The sequence below is a fragment of the Moraxella sp. E33BD genome (genome assembly GCF_041807865.1).
GTDB lineage: Bacteria > Pseudomonadota > Gammaproteobacteria > Pseudomonadales > Moraxellaceae > Moraxella > Moraxella haemolytica.
Genome location: NZ_JBGTZD010000006.1, coordinates 22,714 through 36,781, shown reverse-complemented (window position 1 = coordinate 36,781; position 14,068 = coordinate 22,714). Strand labels below are relative to the sequence as shown.

Below are 14,068 nucleotides of genomic sequence, written 5' to 3'. Positions count from 1 at the left end.
AATCTGGTAATCTGGTAATCTGGTAATCTGGTAATCTGGTAATCTGGTAATCTGGTAATCTGGTAATCTGGTAATCTGGTAATCTGGTAATCTGGTAATCTGGTAATCTGGTAATCTGGTAATCTTGTGCTTGTGGTGTTTTTATGGTCGTTGGGGTGTTTTATAGCTTCTTTTAATAAAGTTGTGGCGATTTAACATTGATAAGTTTTAACCACTGTATATCCTAATGGTTTTTGGTTTTGAAGCGTGCGTGTACTGATGGTAAATTGGTTGGTAGGTTCTTGATAGGGATTGTTAAGTTGTGCTAATGTCGTTTGTTGGTGGCTTTGCGAGTATGCCATAGACCTGATGGTGTGTTTTTTTGGTATATAAAAAAGAGCCTAAAATTAGGCTCTTTTTTATAGAGAAAAGAGAGATTATTTCTTTTCTGCAGCATCAGCAGCGTCTTTTGCAGCATCAGCAGCTTGCTCAGCAGCTTCTTGTGCATTTTCAGCGGTAGCTTCAGCTTGTTCGCCAGCACCAACTTGTGCATTAGCGGCAGCAGTAGCAGCGGTTTCAGCAGCTTGTTCTGCAGTAGCAGCAGCTTCTTGTGCAGCAGCGTCAGCAGGAGCTTCAGCAGCGGCTTCTTGTGCTTCTACAGCAGCTTCTTGTGCAGCAGCGGCAGCGTCAGCAGCTTCTTCAGCAGGCTTTGAGCAAGCAGTTAGAGCTAGAGAAGCGATAAGAGCAGTTAGAGCTAGTTTAGTTTTCATGGTAGTCTCCATAGATTAAGTGAGTTGGCAATCGTATGAATGAAATATTTAGAAAAATCTAGGCAAGTGCAAATACACTTGCCTTTCAGTTCCATATATCTTAGCATACTTTGTTGTAAAGTGAATTATATAGTAATTTTGCAAAAATAAAAAACAATATTCTTTGAGAATTGTTGTAAAAATGTAACAAAATATTTCTACAACATTGCCTTAAAGGGTTTGTCTCTCATTGAGCTAAAAATATACCATATAGATGTTTGTTTTCTTGCATCAATAGAATCTATACGGCTGTTTATAATAACACAAAGCCCACTCAATCGCAAATACCCTGTATTTATCTAACGACATGATGGGCAGATTGTGGTGTTTTTAAGATGAGCTTGATGCTTTTTTGGTCATGTTGCTAAAAAATTCATCGTTGGTCTTTGAGTCTTTTAGGCGATCAATCAAAAACTCAACGGCTTGCGAATCATCCATTGGTTGTAGCAGTTTTCTAAGCACCCAAACTCGTCTGAGCGTCTCTTCATCAAGCAGTCTTTCCTCACGGCGAGTGGATGACTTTTTGATGTTGATGGCAGGGAATATACGGCGTTCAGCAAGGTCTCGCTCAAGGGTGATTTCTTGGTTGCCTGTGCCTTTAAACTCTTCAAAGATGACGCTGTCCATCTTTGAGCCTGTGTCAATTAGGGCGGTTGAGATGATGGTTAAACTGCCACCTTCTTCAATGTTGCGTGCCGCACCAAAAAAACGCTTAGGGCGTTCTAGGGCGTTGGCATCCACACCACCTGTTAGGACTTTACCACTTGAAGGAATGACAGTATTATAAGCACGAGCCAAACGGGTAATGCTATCTAATAGAATAACGACATCCTGCTTATGCTCGACCAAGCGTTTTGCTTTTTCGATGACCATTTCAGCGACTTGAATATGACGCTGTGGCGGTTCGTCAAAGGTAGAGGCGACCACCTCGCCACGCACGGTACGCTGCATTTCGGTAACCTCTTCAGGGCGTTCATCAATAAGCAATACGATCAGATAGCACTCTGGATGGTTTTTGGCGATGGCTTGGGCGACATTTTGTAGTAGTACTGTCTTACCTGCTTTAGGCGGAGCGACGATGATGGAACGCTGACCTTTGCCGATGGGGGCAATTAAGTCAATCAAGCGACCTGTTAGGTCTTCTGTTGTACCATTGCCTTGTTCTAGCGTTAGCTGTTTGGTGGGGAAAAGAGGGGTTAAGTTCTCAAAGATTAGCTTGTGGCGACTGCGGTCTGGCGTATCAAAGTTAATCTCACTCACCTTTAAAAGAGCAAAATAGCGTTCTTGTTCTTTGGGTGGGCGGATTTGCCCTGCGATGGAGTCGCCTGTTTGTAAGTTAAAACGGCGAATCTGACTTGGGCTGACATAGATGTCGTCAGGACCTGCCAGATATGAACCCTCTGATGACCGCAAAAAACCAAAACCGTCAGGCAAAATCTCTAGCACGCCATCTCCATAGATGGGCTCGCCATTGCGGGCGTGGGTTTTTAAGATGGCAAAAATGATGTCTTGTTTACGGCTGCGTGCCATGTTCTCAAGCCCCATTTGCTCGGCAATGGATAATAGCTCGGCAACGGACTTTCTTTTAAGTTCGGTTAGGTTCATGGGTAGGTCTTTGGGGATTTGTCATAAAAGAGATGGTCAAATAGTATGGCGACCAAAAAATATGAAAAGTATAGAGAATGTCGCTAGATGTGTGCGACTGGTGCATAATAATACGAGTTTTTTGTCATAAAATCAAGGGGCGAATAAAAAAAGACCTGCAAAAAGCAAGCCTTTCTTTTTTCTTTGGAAGTTTATAGATGCTTATCAAGCAAATCGGCAAGTTCTGATTTTGGACGACTGCCAACGATGGTATCTACTTTTTCGCCATTTTTAAAGACAAATAGGGTAGGAATACTACGAATGCCATAGCGTGCAGCAGTTTCTGGGTTGTCATCAACATTGACTTTAACGATGCTGACACGACCTTCATAGTCTGTCGCTAAGTCTTCTAGGGTTGGAGCGATGGCTTTGCATGGACCGCACCAAGGTGCCCAAAAATCTACAAGCACAGGATTTTTAGATTCTAAAACATCTTGGTTAAAGTTGGCGTCAGTGGTGTTAATGATAGACATAATTAAGCCCTTTTTTTGGGTGAATGTAAGTAGTAAATGGTGTGTATGGCAAATTTTTCAAGTTTGGTGGTTGCGAAATTTGCAATGCTTTTGGGTGCATACGATACTTGGATAATGCCAAGTATCGCAGTCATTGAATGTGCTATAATAACAAAAATCTACCAAAAAGGCAGTGTTTTTGCCATTAAATTTGTCAATAATCAACATTAACTTCACCAAACCAATCCTAATAATGTACCGATGAATCAAATTACTAAGAAGCATGACCGCCTAAGCGATGATAAAATCATTGCCATGAATGCCCAAGAGACGAGTTTTAATGACGGATTTTTTCAAGATTTTATTCAATCCATCACCGTTTATGAAGATGAAGATATTTGGGTGGGTAATAAGCCAGCGGGACTGTTGAGCGTTGATGGGCGAGTGCTGAAAGTTAGCCTACAATCACGGCTACTTAGGGTCTATCCAAACATTAAGCTGATTCATCGGCTGGATATGGATACCTCAGGGCTTATCATTTTTGCCAAACATGAGCAAGCCCAAAGCCATATCTCAAAGCAATTTATAGACCGCATTCCCACCAAAGAATATCAAGCGGTGGTGTTTGGTACGGTGCTAATGGATGATAAACAAGGCGTAATTGATGTGCCTGTGCGTTATGAACCAAGCACTAAGCCACGCCATATTGTTGATACCACATGGTCAAAAAATGCTCTGACGCATTATCAAGTACTGCATCATGAACTGCGTACTGACAACAAGGGCGATGTGTATCCTGTTACACGAGTTGCCCTAAAACCCATCACAGGGCGTAGTCATCAGCTACGAGTACACATGGTGCATATTGGTCATGTGATGATAGGCGACCCTATCTATGCTGAGAGCGTGGCCTTAGAGCTTGCTCCACGCCTAAACCTGCACGCCCACAAACTTCGCCTAAAACACCCAGTGAACGGGGCGTGGATGAACTGGCAAAGTGAAGTGCCATTTTAATGGTGCGACTGATACAAATAAAACCCATATTCATGCGAGTTTTATTTGTATATGGGCTGTAGTATCTGGGCGAACAAGTTTTATAATAGACCGCTGACTATTGCACTTTGATATAGCCTTTTGGCACGGCTACCTGTGCCACAAAAGACCATCACAGGGCTAGGTAGCTCACCTAGTATCTTGGCAAACTGCGTTACCATATCAAAAGACAAACTTTCTCCATCAATCGGTAAATGACGGTACGCCAACCCTGTGCTGTTGGCACTTTTTTCCAGTTCGTCTGCTGTCGGTTGATTGCTACATTCGTCATCAAAACGAAGATTGATGATGCTTTTAAAGCCAAGATTGGCAATAGCTTGGCATTGGCAAGGATAGATTTGTTTATATAGGGTGATGGTGTTGGTGTTCATGTTATTATCCGTATAAATGGTTGTCAAGCTATCAAAAGATGTGCCTATCTTAGCGAAGTTTTTACCATGATTCAATGTTAATTTCGCATAAGGTTATTCCAAAAAAATAAAAATTAGCAAAAATTTTATCAATTAGGAATAAAAGCTCGCCGACCAATATTACATACCACCCCAGTCATCGCCCTTGTATTTTAGAGTATCGAAGGCAAGTTTGGTGCTTAAAAATATCTTGCCAGACAGATTGTTTAATAAGTCGCTGTCTTTTAGAATGTCCATGACAGGACCTTTAACTTCAGCAAAATGCAGGCGTTTGCCTTGATTTTTGATTTCTTGATTAAAAGACAACAGCATCTCTTGTGCGGTTAAATCAATGTGATTAACCGCAGTCATGATAATGATGACATTACGGCAGTCTGGGTGTGCGTAGTAGAGCTTACGCAGGGTATCGTGAATGGTAATGGCGTTGCCAAAATATAGGCTTTCATCAATGCGTACCATCAGTAAATCATCAAAAGTAGTGGCCTTGTGCCGAGCAATGTCTCGAAAATGACCACTATCGCCAATTTGCCCAATGATGGCGATATTCACACGATGCGAGCGATAAATCATCAAAATAAAGCTCATCAAAAGACCGGCAATCAGCCCAATGTTCAACCCAAAGATAATCGCTGTAAAAAAACACAACACAAAGCAAATAGCGTCTGCTTTGTCGTGTTTTAGGGCGGATTTTAGGGTGCTGATATCCACCATGGAGATGACGGAGCTTACGATGATGGCAGAGAGAACCGCATAAGGCAAGCCTGTAAGGTATTGCCCAACAAATACCAAAATCATCAAAATGCCAATCGCACACACCACTGATGCAAAAGGTGTTTTTGCCCCCAGTCCTATATTTAAGCTGGTTCGAGAGATACCGCCTGCCACTGTAAAGCCACCCGATAGACTGCTGGCAATATTGGCAAAGCCAAGCCCTAGTAGCTCTTTATTGTTATCAAAGGGTTGTTCATGAATGCGGGCGTAGTTGCTAGCAACTGCTGAACTTGAGATGAAAGCCACCAATGCGATGAGCAGTGCTGACGGCAAAAGGTCAATCAAGACGCTAAAAGATAAGATGGGAACACTCAGCTTTGGTAATCCTGTGGGCAGCGGCTCAAGCAGTCGTAAATCTAAGGCTTGCCAGTTGAACTGATTTGCCAAGATGATGGACAGTATGGTGATGACAAAGACCGTCATTCGTTTGGCGAAATCTGCTTTGGACTTGGGTAGCCATGCCCATAGTATGCTAACATAGCGGTTTGCTAGCAAGATGATGAGCGTGCCAATGCCAAGTAATACGGTGCTTGATTTGAAGTGAAAATCACTTCCTTGTAGGTTGCCAATGATGTCAATAAGGCTACCACCGATGATGGGCAATCCTGTGATGTTTTTTATTTGACTAATGACAATCAAGACTGCCGCCGCACTGACAAAGCCACTTGATACACCACGACTGACAAATTGCATGATCCAACCAATTCTAAACAAACTGGCAAAGCATAAAATCATACCAACCATCATCGCCAAAGTGATGGATAATGCCAGATATTCGGTTGTATTTGGGGTGTAGCCTGATAAGGCACTGGCGGTCATGATAGCGGTTACTGCCACCGGTCCGACCGCACTGACATTGCTTGAGCCGATATAGGCATAGACCAAAGTGGGGACGATGGAAGCGTATAACCCTATGATGGGCGGTAAGCCCGCTAAAGTAGCATAACCAAGACTTTGGGGAATGACAAGTACCGCCATCATTAAGCCTGCAATTAAGTCATTGCTGATGAGTTGTGGGCGTTGTTTTAGAGTATTAAACCAAGCAGGAATGATAAACATGACAAAAAAATAAGCCGTAAAAAATGCGACTTATTTTGGGGGATTTTTATGCACTTGTCAAAATTTTATTGTTTTATATGGTTTTTGTGTTATTTTTCGCCATAGATTTTGATGTTTTGGGCAAAAGCACAATTTTTTTGACGAGCAGCGATGAGCATTGCATCATGTTCACCATAAAGCCGAGCAAGAGTATTGGTGCGTGCAGTGCGAGCTGATGAACCAGAGCCTACGCCAAAACTGATGGTTGGATAAATACCACTATGACCGCCAGTAATACCGATACCGATTCCTGTTGATGATAATGAAATCTGCTGATTTTGGGTTTTTTCAGCAAGTATGCTAACACGAGCCACCTCACTTTGTAGGTAATGACAATCATGGGTAGTGTAGTTATTTGGGCTGATATATTGGGGTACAATGTTGGTGGTGGCACAGCCTGTCAAAGTTACGGCGAGTATTGTTAGAGTAATTGATGCGAACTTTATTAATGAGTGGCGTTGGGTAAACCCCACCACAATAAACCAACCACACACTCTGCAATAAATGGGACAATTCAAAACGATGTGGGATAAGTTAAGATGGACCAAATTGTAAGAGAGTTGCACTAGATGCAATAAGTTGAGTGGGATATAAATTTTAAGTTTTGGGAAAAGACAGGTAAAAATACCTGTCTTTTTTCTTGCCTTATTTTAACACATAAACTGGCGGGCGGGTTTTTAGGTGCCAGATGTCAGGGCGGATAGGGCAACCTCCATTAACCGTCTATCGCCATCGCTTTGTAATTGTCCATCAGGGGAAACGGGTAAAAATGGGCGAGCTGGTAGCGTTACTGATTTAACTTTTGCAAAGCCGTTTGGCGTGGCAAAGACAAGATGGGATTTTTGTTTTGGTGTGATTGTGCCACCAAAATGATGAATGCGGGCATATTCCACATTGGTGCCGACGGTGGCGGTTGTACTGCTTGCCGAGCTTGTAACGCTGTCTTTTAGCTCGCCTGTTTTGGTTAGGGTTTTGCCATTACCAAAGGCTTTACGCACCCACGCCTGTCCGCCAAAGGCTTCATTTTCAAAGTTGTCAGCGGTCATTGTCTCTAATTCCGTGGCAAGTCCTTGCATAATGACACGGCTATTACTGGCATTTCTTAATAATTGAGCCAAAGTGCTGTGGGCTTGGCTGTCGTCTAGGTTGATAATGAGCATTGGCAAAGTTTCCTAAGTTTGGTATAATGTGGATATTCTGCAACGAGTCCTGCGTGGGCGGGGGGAGTAACACACCTAGGTGTGCCAGTTCGGTTACGGTTCGAGTCCGTCAAAGTTGCAGAATTTTTTTATTGGATTTTGGCAAATACATTGCCATCAATAGACCCTTTAATGCTGTTTAAATCTTGATAAAACCCACTTATCACTTCCGCCCCATTCTTGGTCATCTGCACCGTCAGTTTAATCACTTTATCATCAGGCATTTTATAAACAAGCAATAAATTGTTATTTTGGGTGTCCCAAAGCTCCCAATCAGGCTTGCCAAACTCACGCACAATTTTTTGTAGTGCCACTTCGTCCAAAGCGTCATTGTGGGCGGTGGGCGGTGTATTTTTACGACCTGTGATAACCTTATCACGAAAACCCACCACAGGCGATAGCTCGTCCAAATCAAGCCCTTCTTTCTCTGCCAATTTTTCCAATGACTTTTGGGGCAATATGCCCACCCCGTAAGTCCGCCCTTGTACTTGCCCATTGATTTGTGATTGTCTGACCCACGCCAAAAACCCCGCCACTCGCACATCAGATGCCATATCTTTGGCAATCTCTTGCAAAGCGTGTTGTTGTCCTAGGGCTTGTTTGGCTTTGTCATACCAAAGTTTATCAAACAAATGACTGGCAACAGGACTACCGCCAAAGCCATTTTCGCCCAAAACTCGCTCATCATTGCCTTGTGTAATGCCTACCTTGTCGGCTTGTTTTGCCGTGATTGCCTTAACGGTACATCGACAACCAAAGCCATTTGGCGGATACGAATGCGACCAAAAGGGGTCGTCGTGGGCATAGACCGCTCCGTGCCTTGCCGAGTGGCTAGGGCGGGTGCGACTATCTAGGATGGCAGAGTATTGCCAATAGGGGTGGGTGTGAGCCGCTTCTTTCATTCGCTCGTATTTGGCACTCATCACAGCCGTTCGGCGGTTGGTGTGATAAATGGTTCTAAGGCGACGATTTGACCCTAATTTTACTTGTTCAAGCTGACCTGTTTTGGGATTTCTTGCCAGCGTTTCACCCCACCAGCCCTGACTTATCAAATAGGGCTTAATGGTATTTTCAAAGCCCTTGTAGCCCGTGCCGTCCGTCATTGCCTGCTCTATCGCTTTTTTGGTGGTGGACAGCATATCAAGAGCGGTCATTTTGGCGACTGTGAAACTTCGTGCGTGAGCCAAAGCGTGCGTGTCCGTCCAATCCCAACCGATGTGCAAGCCTTTGGATTTTAAATGCTCAATGGCTCGCTCAGGTGGCATATCAAACAGAGCTTTTAGTTCTTTGTTTGTGAGTTTATCAATGCTATTCATCTTAATTTAGCCCCATTTCTTCTTGGGTTTGTAGCCGTGAGAGTGTGTCAGCGATAAACAGCATTTGGGTCAGCTTGTCTTGGAGTTCATCAATGTTCATTTTGGGATAAAGACTGGCTAATTTTTCCAAAAGAACCGTTTCATTGTCTAAATTGACGCTATCCAAAGTGGTAAACTCATCTAACATTTGCACCACTTGGGCGGTTAAATCATCATCACTTGGCACGCCGATTGCCAATTTGTCAGACAAATCGCCCTGTGGTGCGAAAGATTTTTCACTAAAATTAGGGGTGGCTTGTGTGGTGTTTGTGGGCATTGGCTTGGCATTTAGGGTAAATTCATCGGCCGATAAATTATAAGCCCGCTCATAATAGCTTTGGGTAAACGACACGCCAAGAGCGGTCAAAATCTGGTCTCGCTCTGCTAGGGTTTTATCGCCTATTTCGTCTTCATACAGGACAAATTTGGGTGGACTTACCTTGTGAAAATTGAGCTCACAAATCCACAAAAGAAGCGTATTAAAACAGCTCTCTACCACTCGGCAATCATTATCACGAATGTCTTTTGTAACGGTAAGCCCTGCCATTGCCGAAGCGTGGCTAGTGTCTTTTTCGGTGGTTTGGTCTTGACCCAGTAAGGCGATGTTAATCTCGCTACGGCAATAACGGATAAAGTCATCAAATACCTGCGATGAGCCTGTTTTGCCTGTGGCTTCTTTGATTTCCACGCTACTGTCGTTAGGGATTGTCGCTACCGCATTGCCCATTAAGTCTTCTAGGGCGTCAAGGAGTTTATTGGTATCATCATCGGTATTGGAGCGAGGCTCGTGTCCGATAATCCAAGGCGAGCCAAACTTTTCGGCAAACTCCGCCCAGAACTTTAAACCGCCACGCTTAAAGACGGTCGCCCAATACACGCAAGACAGCTCGGCTGTACCGTAGGGATTGGTAAAACTGGCATTATTGGTGGGGCAAAGAATTTTAAAGGGTGGTGGCGTGGTCTTGGTAATACCATCAATCAGCAAAAGCTCGCCATCAGCGTCAAAGCCTGTCCATTCTTGGGGAATGGCGATGAGTTTGACAGGTGTCCAAACACCATTTTTAAACTGCCAAATCACTTCAATGGGCTGATAGCCATACAACACCGCCTCTAAAATCTGCCCAATCAGCCCATAAATGTCTAGGCTGTCAAAAATCTGGTCTATGACGGCTTGCTGTTTGTCAGACAAATCACTGTCAAGGCGGTAATTTAAGCCCGCCACACTTGCCTTACGACGGCGTACCGCCCCTGCCACAATGGGGTCAATCAAAAGCTCACGATACGCAGACAAGCTGGATTTACCCAGCCGTCTTAGGGTAATGTCAGGATTTGGGAGGATTTGGCTAAATCCATATAACCCAAAATAGCGGTGGGCGGTGGCGATTTGGGTGGAGAGTTCTTTTTTGTCCAGTTGTGGGGCTTGGTTTTGGTTTGTCATTTAAAATCCTTGGGTAAGTTTGCTTTTCTTTTTAGGGTTTCGGCTAGATACTCGCACTGTGCCTGCATCATTGCTTGCTCCATATAGAGCCAAAAATAACGCCCAAGCTCGATCAGCATGTCCGCTATTGTCACTTTCAGCGATAAATCTTGGTGTGCCTGTCGGGGAGGTTACTTTTTTAAGTTTGTGCAAATCAGTTCGCAAGGCGGTGTCGCCCATTGGAATACGCACTTGCTTATCTTCAAAGGCCTGTTTGCCTGTGGTGGCTAAGACTAGCTTGGTGGAACTGCTAAAAATCACACCTTCCACACGGCTTGACCCATAGCGAAACTTGGCATCTTCCACGGGTTTCTCGCCAAGCCCTGTCTGGTCAATACAGCATTTGACGACACGGTAATTGTCAAATACTTCATCAAGCAGTGCGTCCTGCTCGGCAAAGCTAATACGCTTCCTTGCAATGATTTGCCTTGTCCAAAATACATCGCCCACCTGCTCAACTACCCAAATCACAAATAAGTCATTTCTAATGCCAATGTCCACGCCAACAAAGCACGCACCGCCTGTGTAATTATCCATATCGCCAGCATTGGGGTGTTCTACACTGTCAATCAAATCATAAGACAGCCAAGCGGACGCTTCGTCCAACCATTTAAGCTCATATTCTTGTTGCCAAGCATCATCGTCATTTAAGCCTTCTTTTAATTCATCAATGTCTCGTGGCAAGCCGTCTGCCACGGCGGTATAAATGTCAGCGATGTGGCGAGACCACGCTTTATTATTTAAATCAGTCATCAGCTCATAAAATTTATTACCCTTGCCATTGGGCGTTGAGACCACACGCAATTTAAAACCAGCACTAATAACAGGAAATAGGGCTTTCCAAATGGTGCGACTGTCAGCGTGAAAGGCGAACTCGTCCAAAAAGACATTGGCACTAAAACCACGAGCGGTGTCGGGATTGGCGGGCAAGGCGGTAATTTTACTACCACCTGCTAAGATGACTTCAAGGGCATTGGTAGTGTTATCAAAGGGGACTTCTAGGACTTCGCACGCCATACCAAAGGCTTCAAGGTGCTTTTTAATGCCTTCGTTCATCGCTTCTTTGGCTTGGCGTTCGCCCCTTGACAAGATAACCCAACGAGCCTTTTGACCTTTACTTTCTTTGTCCAGACAGTCGAGTACAATTTCAAGTGTGGTGGCAAAAGTCTTGCCTGTTTGCCGTGCAAACATACCAACTTTAAAACGACTGTTGTCATTTAGCCATTTTTGTTGGTAAGGATATAAGACGATGGCAGGGTCTTTGTTTGTGGACTTTGTCATTTTTTTAACCAATTTAATTTAAACCAACCTTTAGCCAATCAGTCCATACACTTCGGTACGAATGCGTTTTAGGGTATGTTCGTCTAGCGTGCCTTGTTTGCTTTGGGCTTCTAGTTTTTCAAAGGCTTTGTCCATATCTGCTTTGAGCTTGTTTTGGAACTGTTTTAGTCTGGTACTGGCGGTCATCAAAGGGGCGATATTTTTGGAAACTTTGCCCATTAAATCAAGTCTTGCTACTTCATCAAGCTCGTTGTTGGATAATTCGCCAATGGCAATTAGAGCGTCAAACACTTCGGTTTGTAGCAGGCAATGACTGCCTCAGAGCGAGTGTCGCTCTCATCAGACGCACCCTCGGCAATCAGTCGTGCCGCCTCGGTGCTTGCTTTGATACTGGCAAAGCGTTTTTGCACCTTTGAGCCGTAGCGATGGACGGCACTTCGGCTGATTTCATAGCCTTGCGATTTTAGCTAGTCGGCAAGTTCGGTATAGTTGCCAAAGCCATTGTCGGCAAGTTTGCGTTCTAACTCGTGGCGGACAATCTCTGGCAACCGCTCAACACTGCTTCTTTGTGCCATACCGCCCCCTAAGATTGCCAGTATTTTTCAGGTCGTCCAATACCCAGCGGACAATCGGTGGTGTACTCGGCAATGTCCACACCTTGATAGGTTAAGTCAGCATACCATACGCCGTTTGGCTGTTTGGTAAGTTTGATAAAACTGGCATTGGATAAGTATTCAAGTTGCTGACGAAGTTCTAAGGCGGTAATGTCGGCATAAATCCCCCGCATCACATCCAGCAAAAAAATCTCGCTGGTGGTGTAGGGGCGAGCCTTGTGCAGGGTGTTGATGATATGCCAACGCATACCACCACGGCGTACTGTTTCGTTCATTGTCTTTGGCTCTCCATTTTGTACAGGTCGGTCAAGGTCTTTTGAATGCTGTCCATTTTGGCTTCTAGGACGGCTTGGTTACGGATATAGTCTTCTCGTAGGACAAATTTTTCGGGCAGGACGGCTTTTTGTTCGGCAAATAAGTTCTCTAAATGCTCAACCTTGTCGGATAATTTGTCTTGCATCTTTTGGCGTTCGTCTTGCTGGGCGGCAAACTGAGCAAGTAGCATTTTGCCAAAACCCCAGCACACCCCCAAAAATGACAATAAAAAGCCGACCAGTTGCCAAAAATCAATGCTAATAAAAGTCTTATCCACTTATTGCCCCCTTACTTTTTGGGTTTCAAACTGGGTTTGGCACGCCACACACCTTTGACAACCTGCGACTTTTTGTTGCCTTAAAAGGGCAATGGGTTCATCACAGTCAATGCAATGGGTGCGGGTGGGTAGACTTGTCTTGTGGGTAGCTTGTCTGATTTGATACTCCAAAATCAGCTCACTTTGTATTTGGGCTTTGTCTATTGTGTCGCTCACAGGCTCTCTCCTTTGGTGGGTGGGGCGTGGTTGCCCTGTGCAATCAGACAACGAGCAACCGCATAACCGCCAACACACCCAAGATAAACCAGCCATAATTGCCAGTCGGTGGTGTTTAGTCGCACAAACTGAACGCTGGCAATCAGGCTTGCCACATTTGCCCAAAGGCGAGTGTGCGACAGCCGTCCTGTTTGTGGGTTTGTGATAAGGTCAAGAATTTTCATTGTCAAACTTATGCTAAAATTTGGGGGATATTATGCCAAGATGAGTGTGATAAGTCCTTTAAAGCGTTTTAAAAATTGCTTGGGTGGGTGGTTTGATGACAATAAAAAAAGACTTGCCAAAAACAAGTCTTGTTGGTATGATATGGACAGAGCTACTAGATAGCCAAAGCCCCCAAGTTTACGCTTGGGGGCTTGTTTTTTGGCTATTTTAACTCATCAATAATTGCTTTTTGCACTTCATTTTTATAAAGCACCTCACTCAACTTAGAGCCTGAATAGCCTTTTACGACAAAATCAGCATTGGTGTCAGCAACCAAATCTTTAAAATCTTTGGCATCAGTGTGGGCTTGCAATGCTTTTAGGGCTTGCTCTTTGGTAACGGTTAATGTTATCGGTTTGACAATGACTTTACTTGGGTCTTTCATGTCTTTTACACCAGCACTCACGGTGATTTTATCTATGCTGGTGTAGGTAAACGGTTTATAAATGCCATAGAGTAAGGCTTTATGTTGGTCGTATGTCAGATTATCTTGGGTGTTGGTTTGGGTATTTAAGCCATAAAGTTCCAAGTGTACGGGGCTGTTGCCCGATACCTTGAATTGCCCATCGTGCTGATAGTCGTTAAAGGCGGTCATCATGTCTGACACATTTTCAAAAATGACAACACCATCGCCACTGAGCTTATATGGTACGCCATCGGTCAGGTTGTCCAACTGCTTTTTGTATTCATCATCAGGCAGAGCTGACTGAGTGGCTGTGGAGTTGGCTGACGATTCGGCTTTCTCCACACTCGGAGCGGTAGTGGTAGGCTCTTTGGTGGTGTCGGTGCTGGGTTCGCCACAGGCGATGAGTGCTAATGGGAGTAGCAGCGGTACAAATTTTTTCATAAAAGTT

17 protein-coding genes and 1 pseudogene are annotated in these 14,068 nt (G+C 44.3%); 2 read left to right on the top strand and 16 right to left on the bottom strand.

Annotation, left to right across the window (positions count from 1 at the left end; translation table 11 throughout):
• Positions 1-416: 416 nt before the first annotated feature.
• From ACERC6_RS04770 to trxA, 3 genes are all read right to left on the bottom strand, one after another.
• A complete protein-coding gene (locus ACERC6_RS04770; protein ID WP_373627980.1) occupies positions 417-749 on the bottom strand; it encodes a hypothetical protein in 333 nt (110 codons plus the stop codon).
• A gap of 369 nt (positions 750-1,118) precedes the next feature.
• Positions 1,119-2,393, bottom strand: a complete 1,275-nt coding sequence (rho, locus tag ACERC6_RS04765; RefSeq protein ID WP_373627979.1) for a transcription termination factor Rho — start codon at positions 2,391-2,393, stop codon at positions 1,119-1,121.
• 191 nt (positions 2,394-2,584) lie between these two features.
• Positions 2,585-2,905, bottom strand: a complete 321-nt coding sequence (gene trxA / locus ACERC6_RS04760) for a thioredoxin (RefSeq protein ID WP_284673871.1) — start codon at positions 2,903-2,905, stop codon at positions 2,585-2,587.
• A gap of 45 nt (positions 2,906-2,950) precedes the next feature.
• Between trxA and ACERC6_RS04755 the strand changes: the two genes are divergently transcribed.
• Together ACERC6_RS04755 and ACERC6_RS04750 are read left to right on the top strand one after the other, a co-directional pair.
• Positions 2,951-3,115 carry a hypothetical protein gene (locus ACERC6_RS04755; RefSeq protein WP_284673872.1) on the top strand — a complete coding sequence of 55 codons (165 nt, stop codon included), beginning with the start codon at positions 2,951-2,953 and terminating at the stop codon, positions 3,113-3,115.
• Positions 3,116-3,145: 30 nt separating this feature from the next.
• The gene (locus ACERC6_RS04750; RefSeq protein WP_284673873.1) at positions 3,146-3,898 is read left to right on the top strand and encodes an RluA family pseudouridine synthase; all 753 of its coding nucleotides are present in this window, start codon (positions 3,146-3,148) and stop codon (positions 3,896-3,898) included.
• 80 nt (positions 3,899-3,978) lie between these two features.
• On the opposite strand, the gene ACERC6_RS04745 is transcribed toward ACERC6_RS04750, so the two are convergent.
• The 13 genes and pseudogenes from ACERC6_RS04745 to ACERC6_RS04685 all read right to left on the bottom strand — a co-directional run bounded on the left by ACERC6_RS04745 (position 3,979) and on the right by ACERC6_RS04685 (position 14,061).
• Positions 3,979-4,308: a beta-lactamase hydrolase domain-containing protein gene (locus ACERC6_RS04745; RefSeq protein WP_284673874.1), complete on the bottom strand. Its 330-nt coding sequence runs from the start codon at positions 4,306-4,308 to the stop codon at positions 3,979-3,981.
• A 159-nt stretch (positions 4,309-4,467) separates the two neighbouring features.
• Positions 4,468-6,177, bottom strand: coding sequence for a SulP family inorganic anion transporter (locus ACERC6_RS04740; RefSeq protein WP_373627977.1), 1,710 nt, complete (start codon positions 6,175-6,177; stop codon positions 4,468-4,470).
• Positions 6,178-6,266: 89 nt separating this feature from the next.
• Positions 6,267-6,692 (bottom strand): hypothetical protein, encoded by a 426-nt coding sequence (locus ACERC6_RS04735; RefSeq protein WP_373627976.1) that lies wholly within the window; start codon positions 6,690-6,692, stop codon positions 6,267-6,269.
• Positions 6,693-6,893: 201 nt separating this feature from the next.
• Positions 6,894-7,376, bottom strand: a complete 483-nt coding sequence (locus ACERC6_RS04730) for a phage virion morphogenesis protein (protein WP_373627975.1) — start codon at positions 7,374-7,376, stop codon at positions 6,894-6,896.
• Positions 7,377-7,504: 128 nt separating this feature from the next.
• The gene (locus ACERC6_RS04725) at positions 7,505-8,731 is read right to left on the bottom strand and encodes a phage minor head protein (RefSeq protein ID WP_373627974.1); all 1,227 of its coding nucleotides are present in this window, start codon (positions 8,729-8,731) and stop codon (positions 7,505-7,507) included.
• A gap of 1 nt (position 8,732) precedes the next feature.
• The gene (locus ACERC6_RS04720; RefSeq protein ID WP_373627973.1) at positions 8,733-10,208 is read right to left on the bottom strand and encodes a DUF935 domain-containing protein; all 1,476 of its coding nucleotides are present in this window, start codon (positions 10,206-10,208) and stop codon (positions 8,733-8,735) included.
• Complete coding sequence (locus ACERC6_RS04715) at positions 10,209-11,528, bottom strand: terminase large subunit domain-containing protein (RefSeq protein ID WP_373627972.1); 1,320 nt, start codon at positions 11,526-11,528, stop codon at positions 10,209-10,211.
• Positions 11,529-11,558: 30 nt separating this feature from the next.
• Positions 11,559-11,938 (bottom strand): annotated as a pseudogene (locus tag ACERC6_RS04710) (phage protein Gp27 family protein).
• Positions 11,939-12,111: 173 nt separating this feature from the next.
• Complete coding sequence (locus ACERC6_RS04705; protein ID WP_373627971.1) at positions 12,112-12,417, bottom strand: hypothetical protein; 306 nt, start codon at positions 12,415-12,417, stop codon at positions 12,112-12,114.
• Positions 12,414-12,734 (bottom strand): hypothetical protein, encoded by a 321-nt coding sequence (locus ACERC6_RS04700; RefSeq protein WP_373627970.1) that lies wholly within the window; start codon positions 12,732-12,734, stop codon positions 12,414-12,416. The genes ACERC6_RS04705 and ACERC6_RS04700 overlap by 4 nt, the downstream gene beginning before the upstream one ends.
• Complete coding sequence (locus tag ACERC6_RS04695) at positions 12,735-12,950, bottom strand: TraR/DksA C4-type zinc finger protein (protein WP_373627969.1); 216 nt, start codon at positions 12,948-12,950, stop codon at positions 12,735-12,737. It lies immediately after the preceding gene.
• The gene (locus ACERC6_RS04690; protein WP_373627968.1) at positions 12,947-13,174 is read right to left on the bottom strand and encodes a hypothetical protein; all 228 of its coding nucleotides are present in this window, start codon (positions 13,172-13,174) and stop codon (positions 12,947-12,949) included. Before ACERC6_RS04690 ends, ACERC6_RS04695 begins: the two co-directional genes overlap by 4 nt.
• A gap of 203 nt (positions 13,175-13,377) precedes the next feature.
• Positions 13,378-14,061, bottom strand: coding sequence for a hypothetical protein (locus ACERC6_RS04685; protein WP_373627967.1), 684 nt, complete (start codon positions 14,059-14,061; stop codon positions 13,378-13,380).
• Positions 14,062-14,068: the final 7 nt, after the last annotated feature.

Bases quoted from the DNA above. Each gene is read 5' to 3' on its own strand.
- ACERC6_RS04770 (WP_373627980.1), bottom strand. From the start codon at position 749: ATGAAAACTAAACTAGCTCTAACTGCTCTTATCGCTTCTCTAGCTCTA.
- rho (WP_373627979.1), bottom strand. From the start codon at position 2,393: ATGAACCTAACCGAACTTAAAAGAAAGTCCGTTGCCGAGCTATTATCC.
- trxA (WP_284673871.1), bottom strand. From the start codon at position 2,905: ATGTCTATCATTAACACCACTGACGCCAACTTTAACCAAGATGTTTTA.
- ACERC6_RS04755 (WP_284673872.1), top strand. From the start codon at position 2,951: ATGGCAAATTTTTCAAGTTTGGTGGTTGCGAAATTTGCAATGCTTTTG.
- ACERC6_RS04750 (WP_284673873.1), top strand. From the start codon at position 3,146: ATGAATCAAATTACTAAGAAGCATGACCGCCTAAGCGATGATAAAATC.
- ACERC6_RS04745 (WP_284673874.1), bottom strand. From the start codon at position 4,308: ATGAACACCAACACCATCACCCTATATAAACAAATCTATCCTTGCCAA.
- ACERC6_RS04740 (WP_373627977.1), bottom strand. From the start codon at position 6,177: ATGTTTATCATTCCTGCTTGGTTTAATACTCTAAAACAACGCCCACAA.
- ACERC6_RS04730 (WP_373627975.1), bottom strand. From the start codon at position 7,376: ATGCTCATTATCAACCTAGACGACAGCCAAGCCCACAGCACTTTGGCT.
- ACERC6_RS04725 (WP_373627974.1), bottom strand. From the start codon at position 8,731: ATGAATAGCATTGATAAACTCACAAACAAAGAACTAAAAGCTCTGTTT.
- ACERC6_RS04720 (WP_373627973.1), bottom strand. From the start codon at position 10,208: ATGACAAACCAAAACCAAGCCCCACAACTGGACAAAAAAGAACTCTCC.
- ACERC6_RS04715 (WP_373627972.1), bottom strand. From the start codon at position 11,528: ATGACAAAGTCCACAAACAAAGACCCTGCCATCGTCTTATATCCTTAC.
- ACERC6_RS04705 (WP_373627971.1), bottom strand. From the start codon at position 12,417: ATGAACGAAACAGTACGCCGTGGTGGTATGCGTTGGCATATCATCAAC.
- ACERC6_RS04690 (WP_373627968.1), bottom strand. From the start codon at position 13,174: ATGAAAATTCTTGACCTTATCACAAACCCACAAACAGGACGGCTGTCG.
- ACERC6_RS04685 (WP_373627967.1), bottom strand. From the start codon at position 14,061: ATGAAAAAATTTGTACCGCTGCTACTCCCATTAGCACTCATCGCCTGT.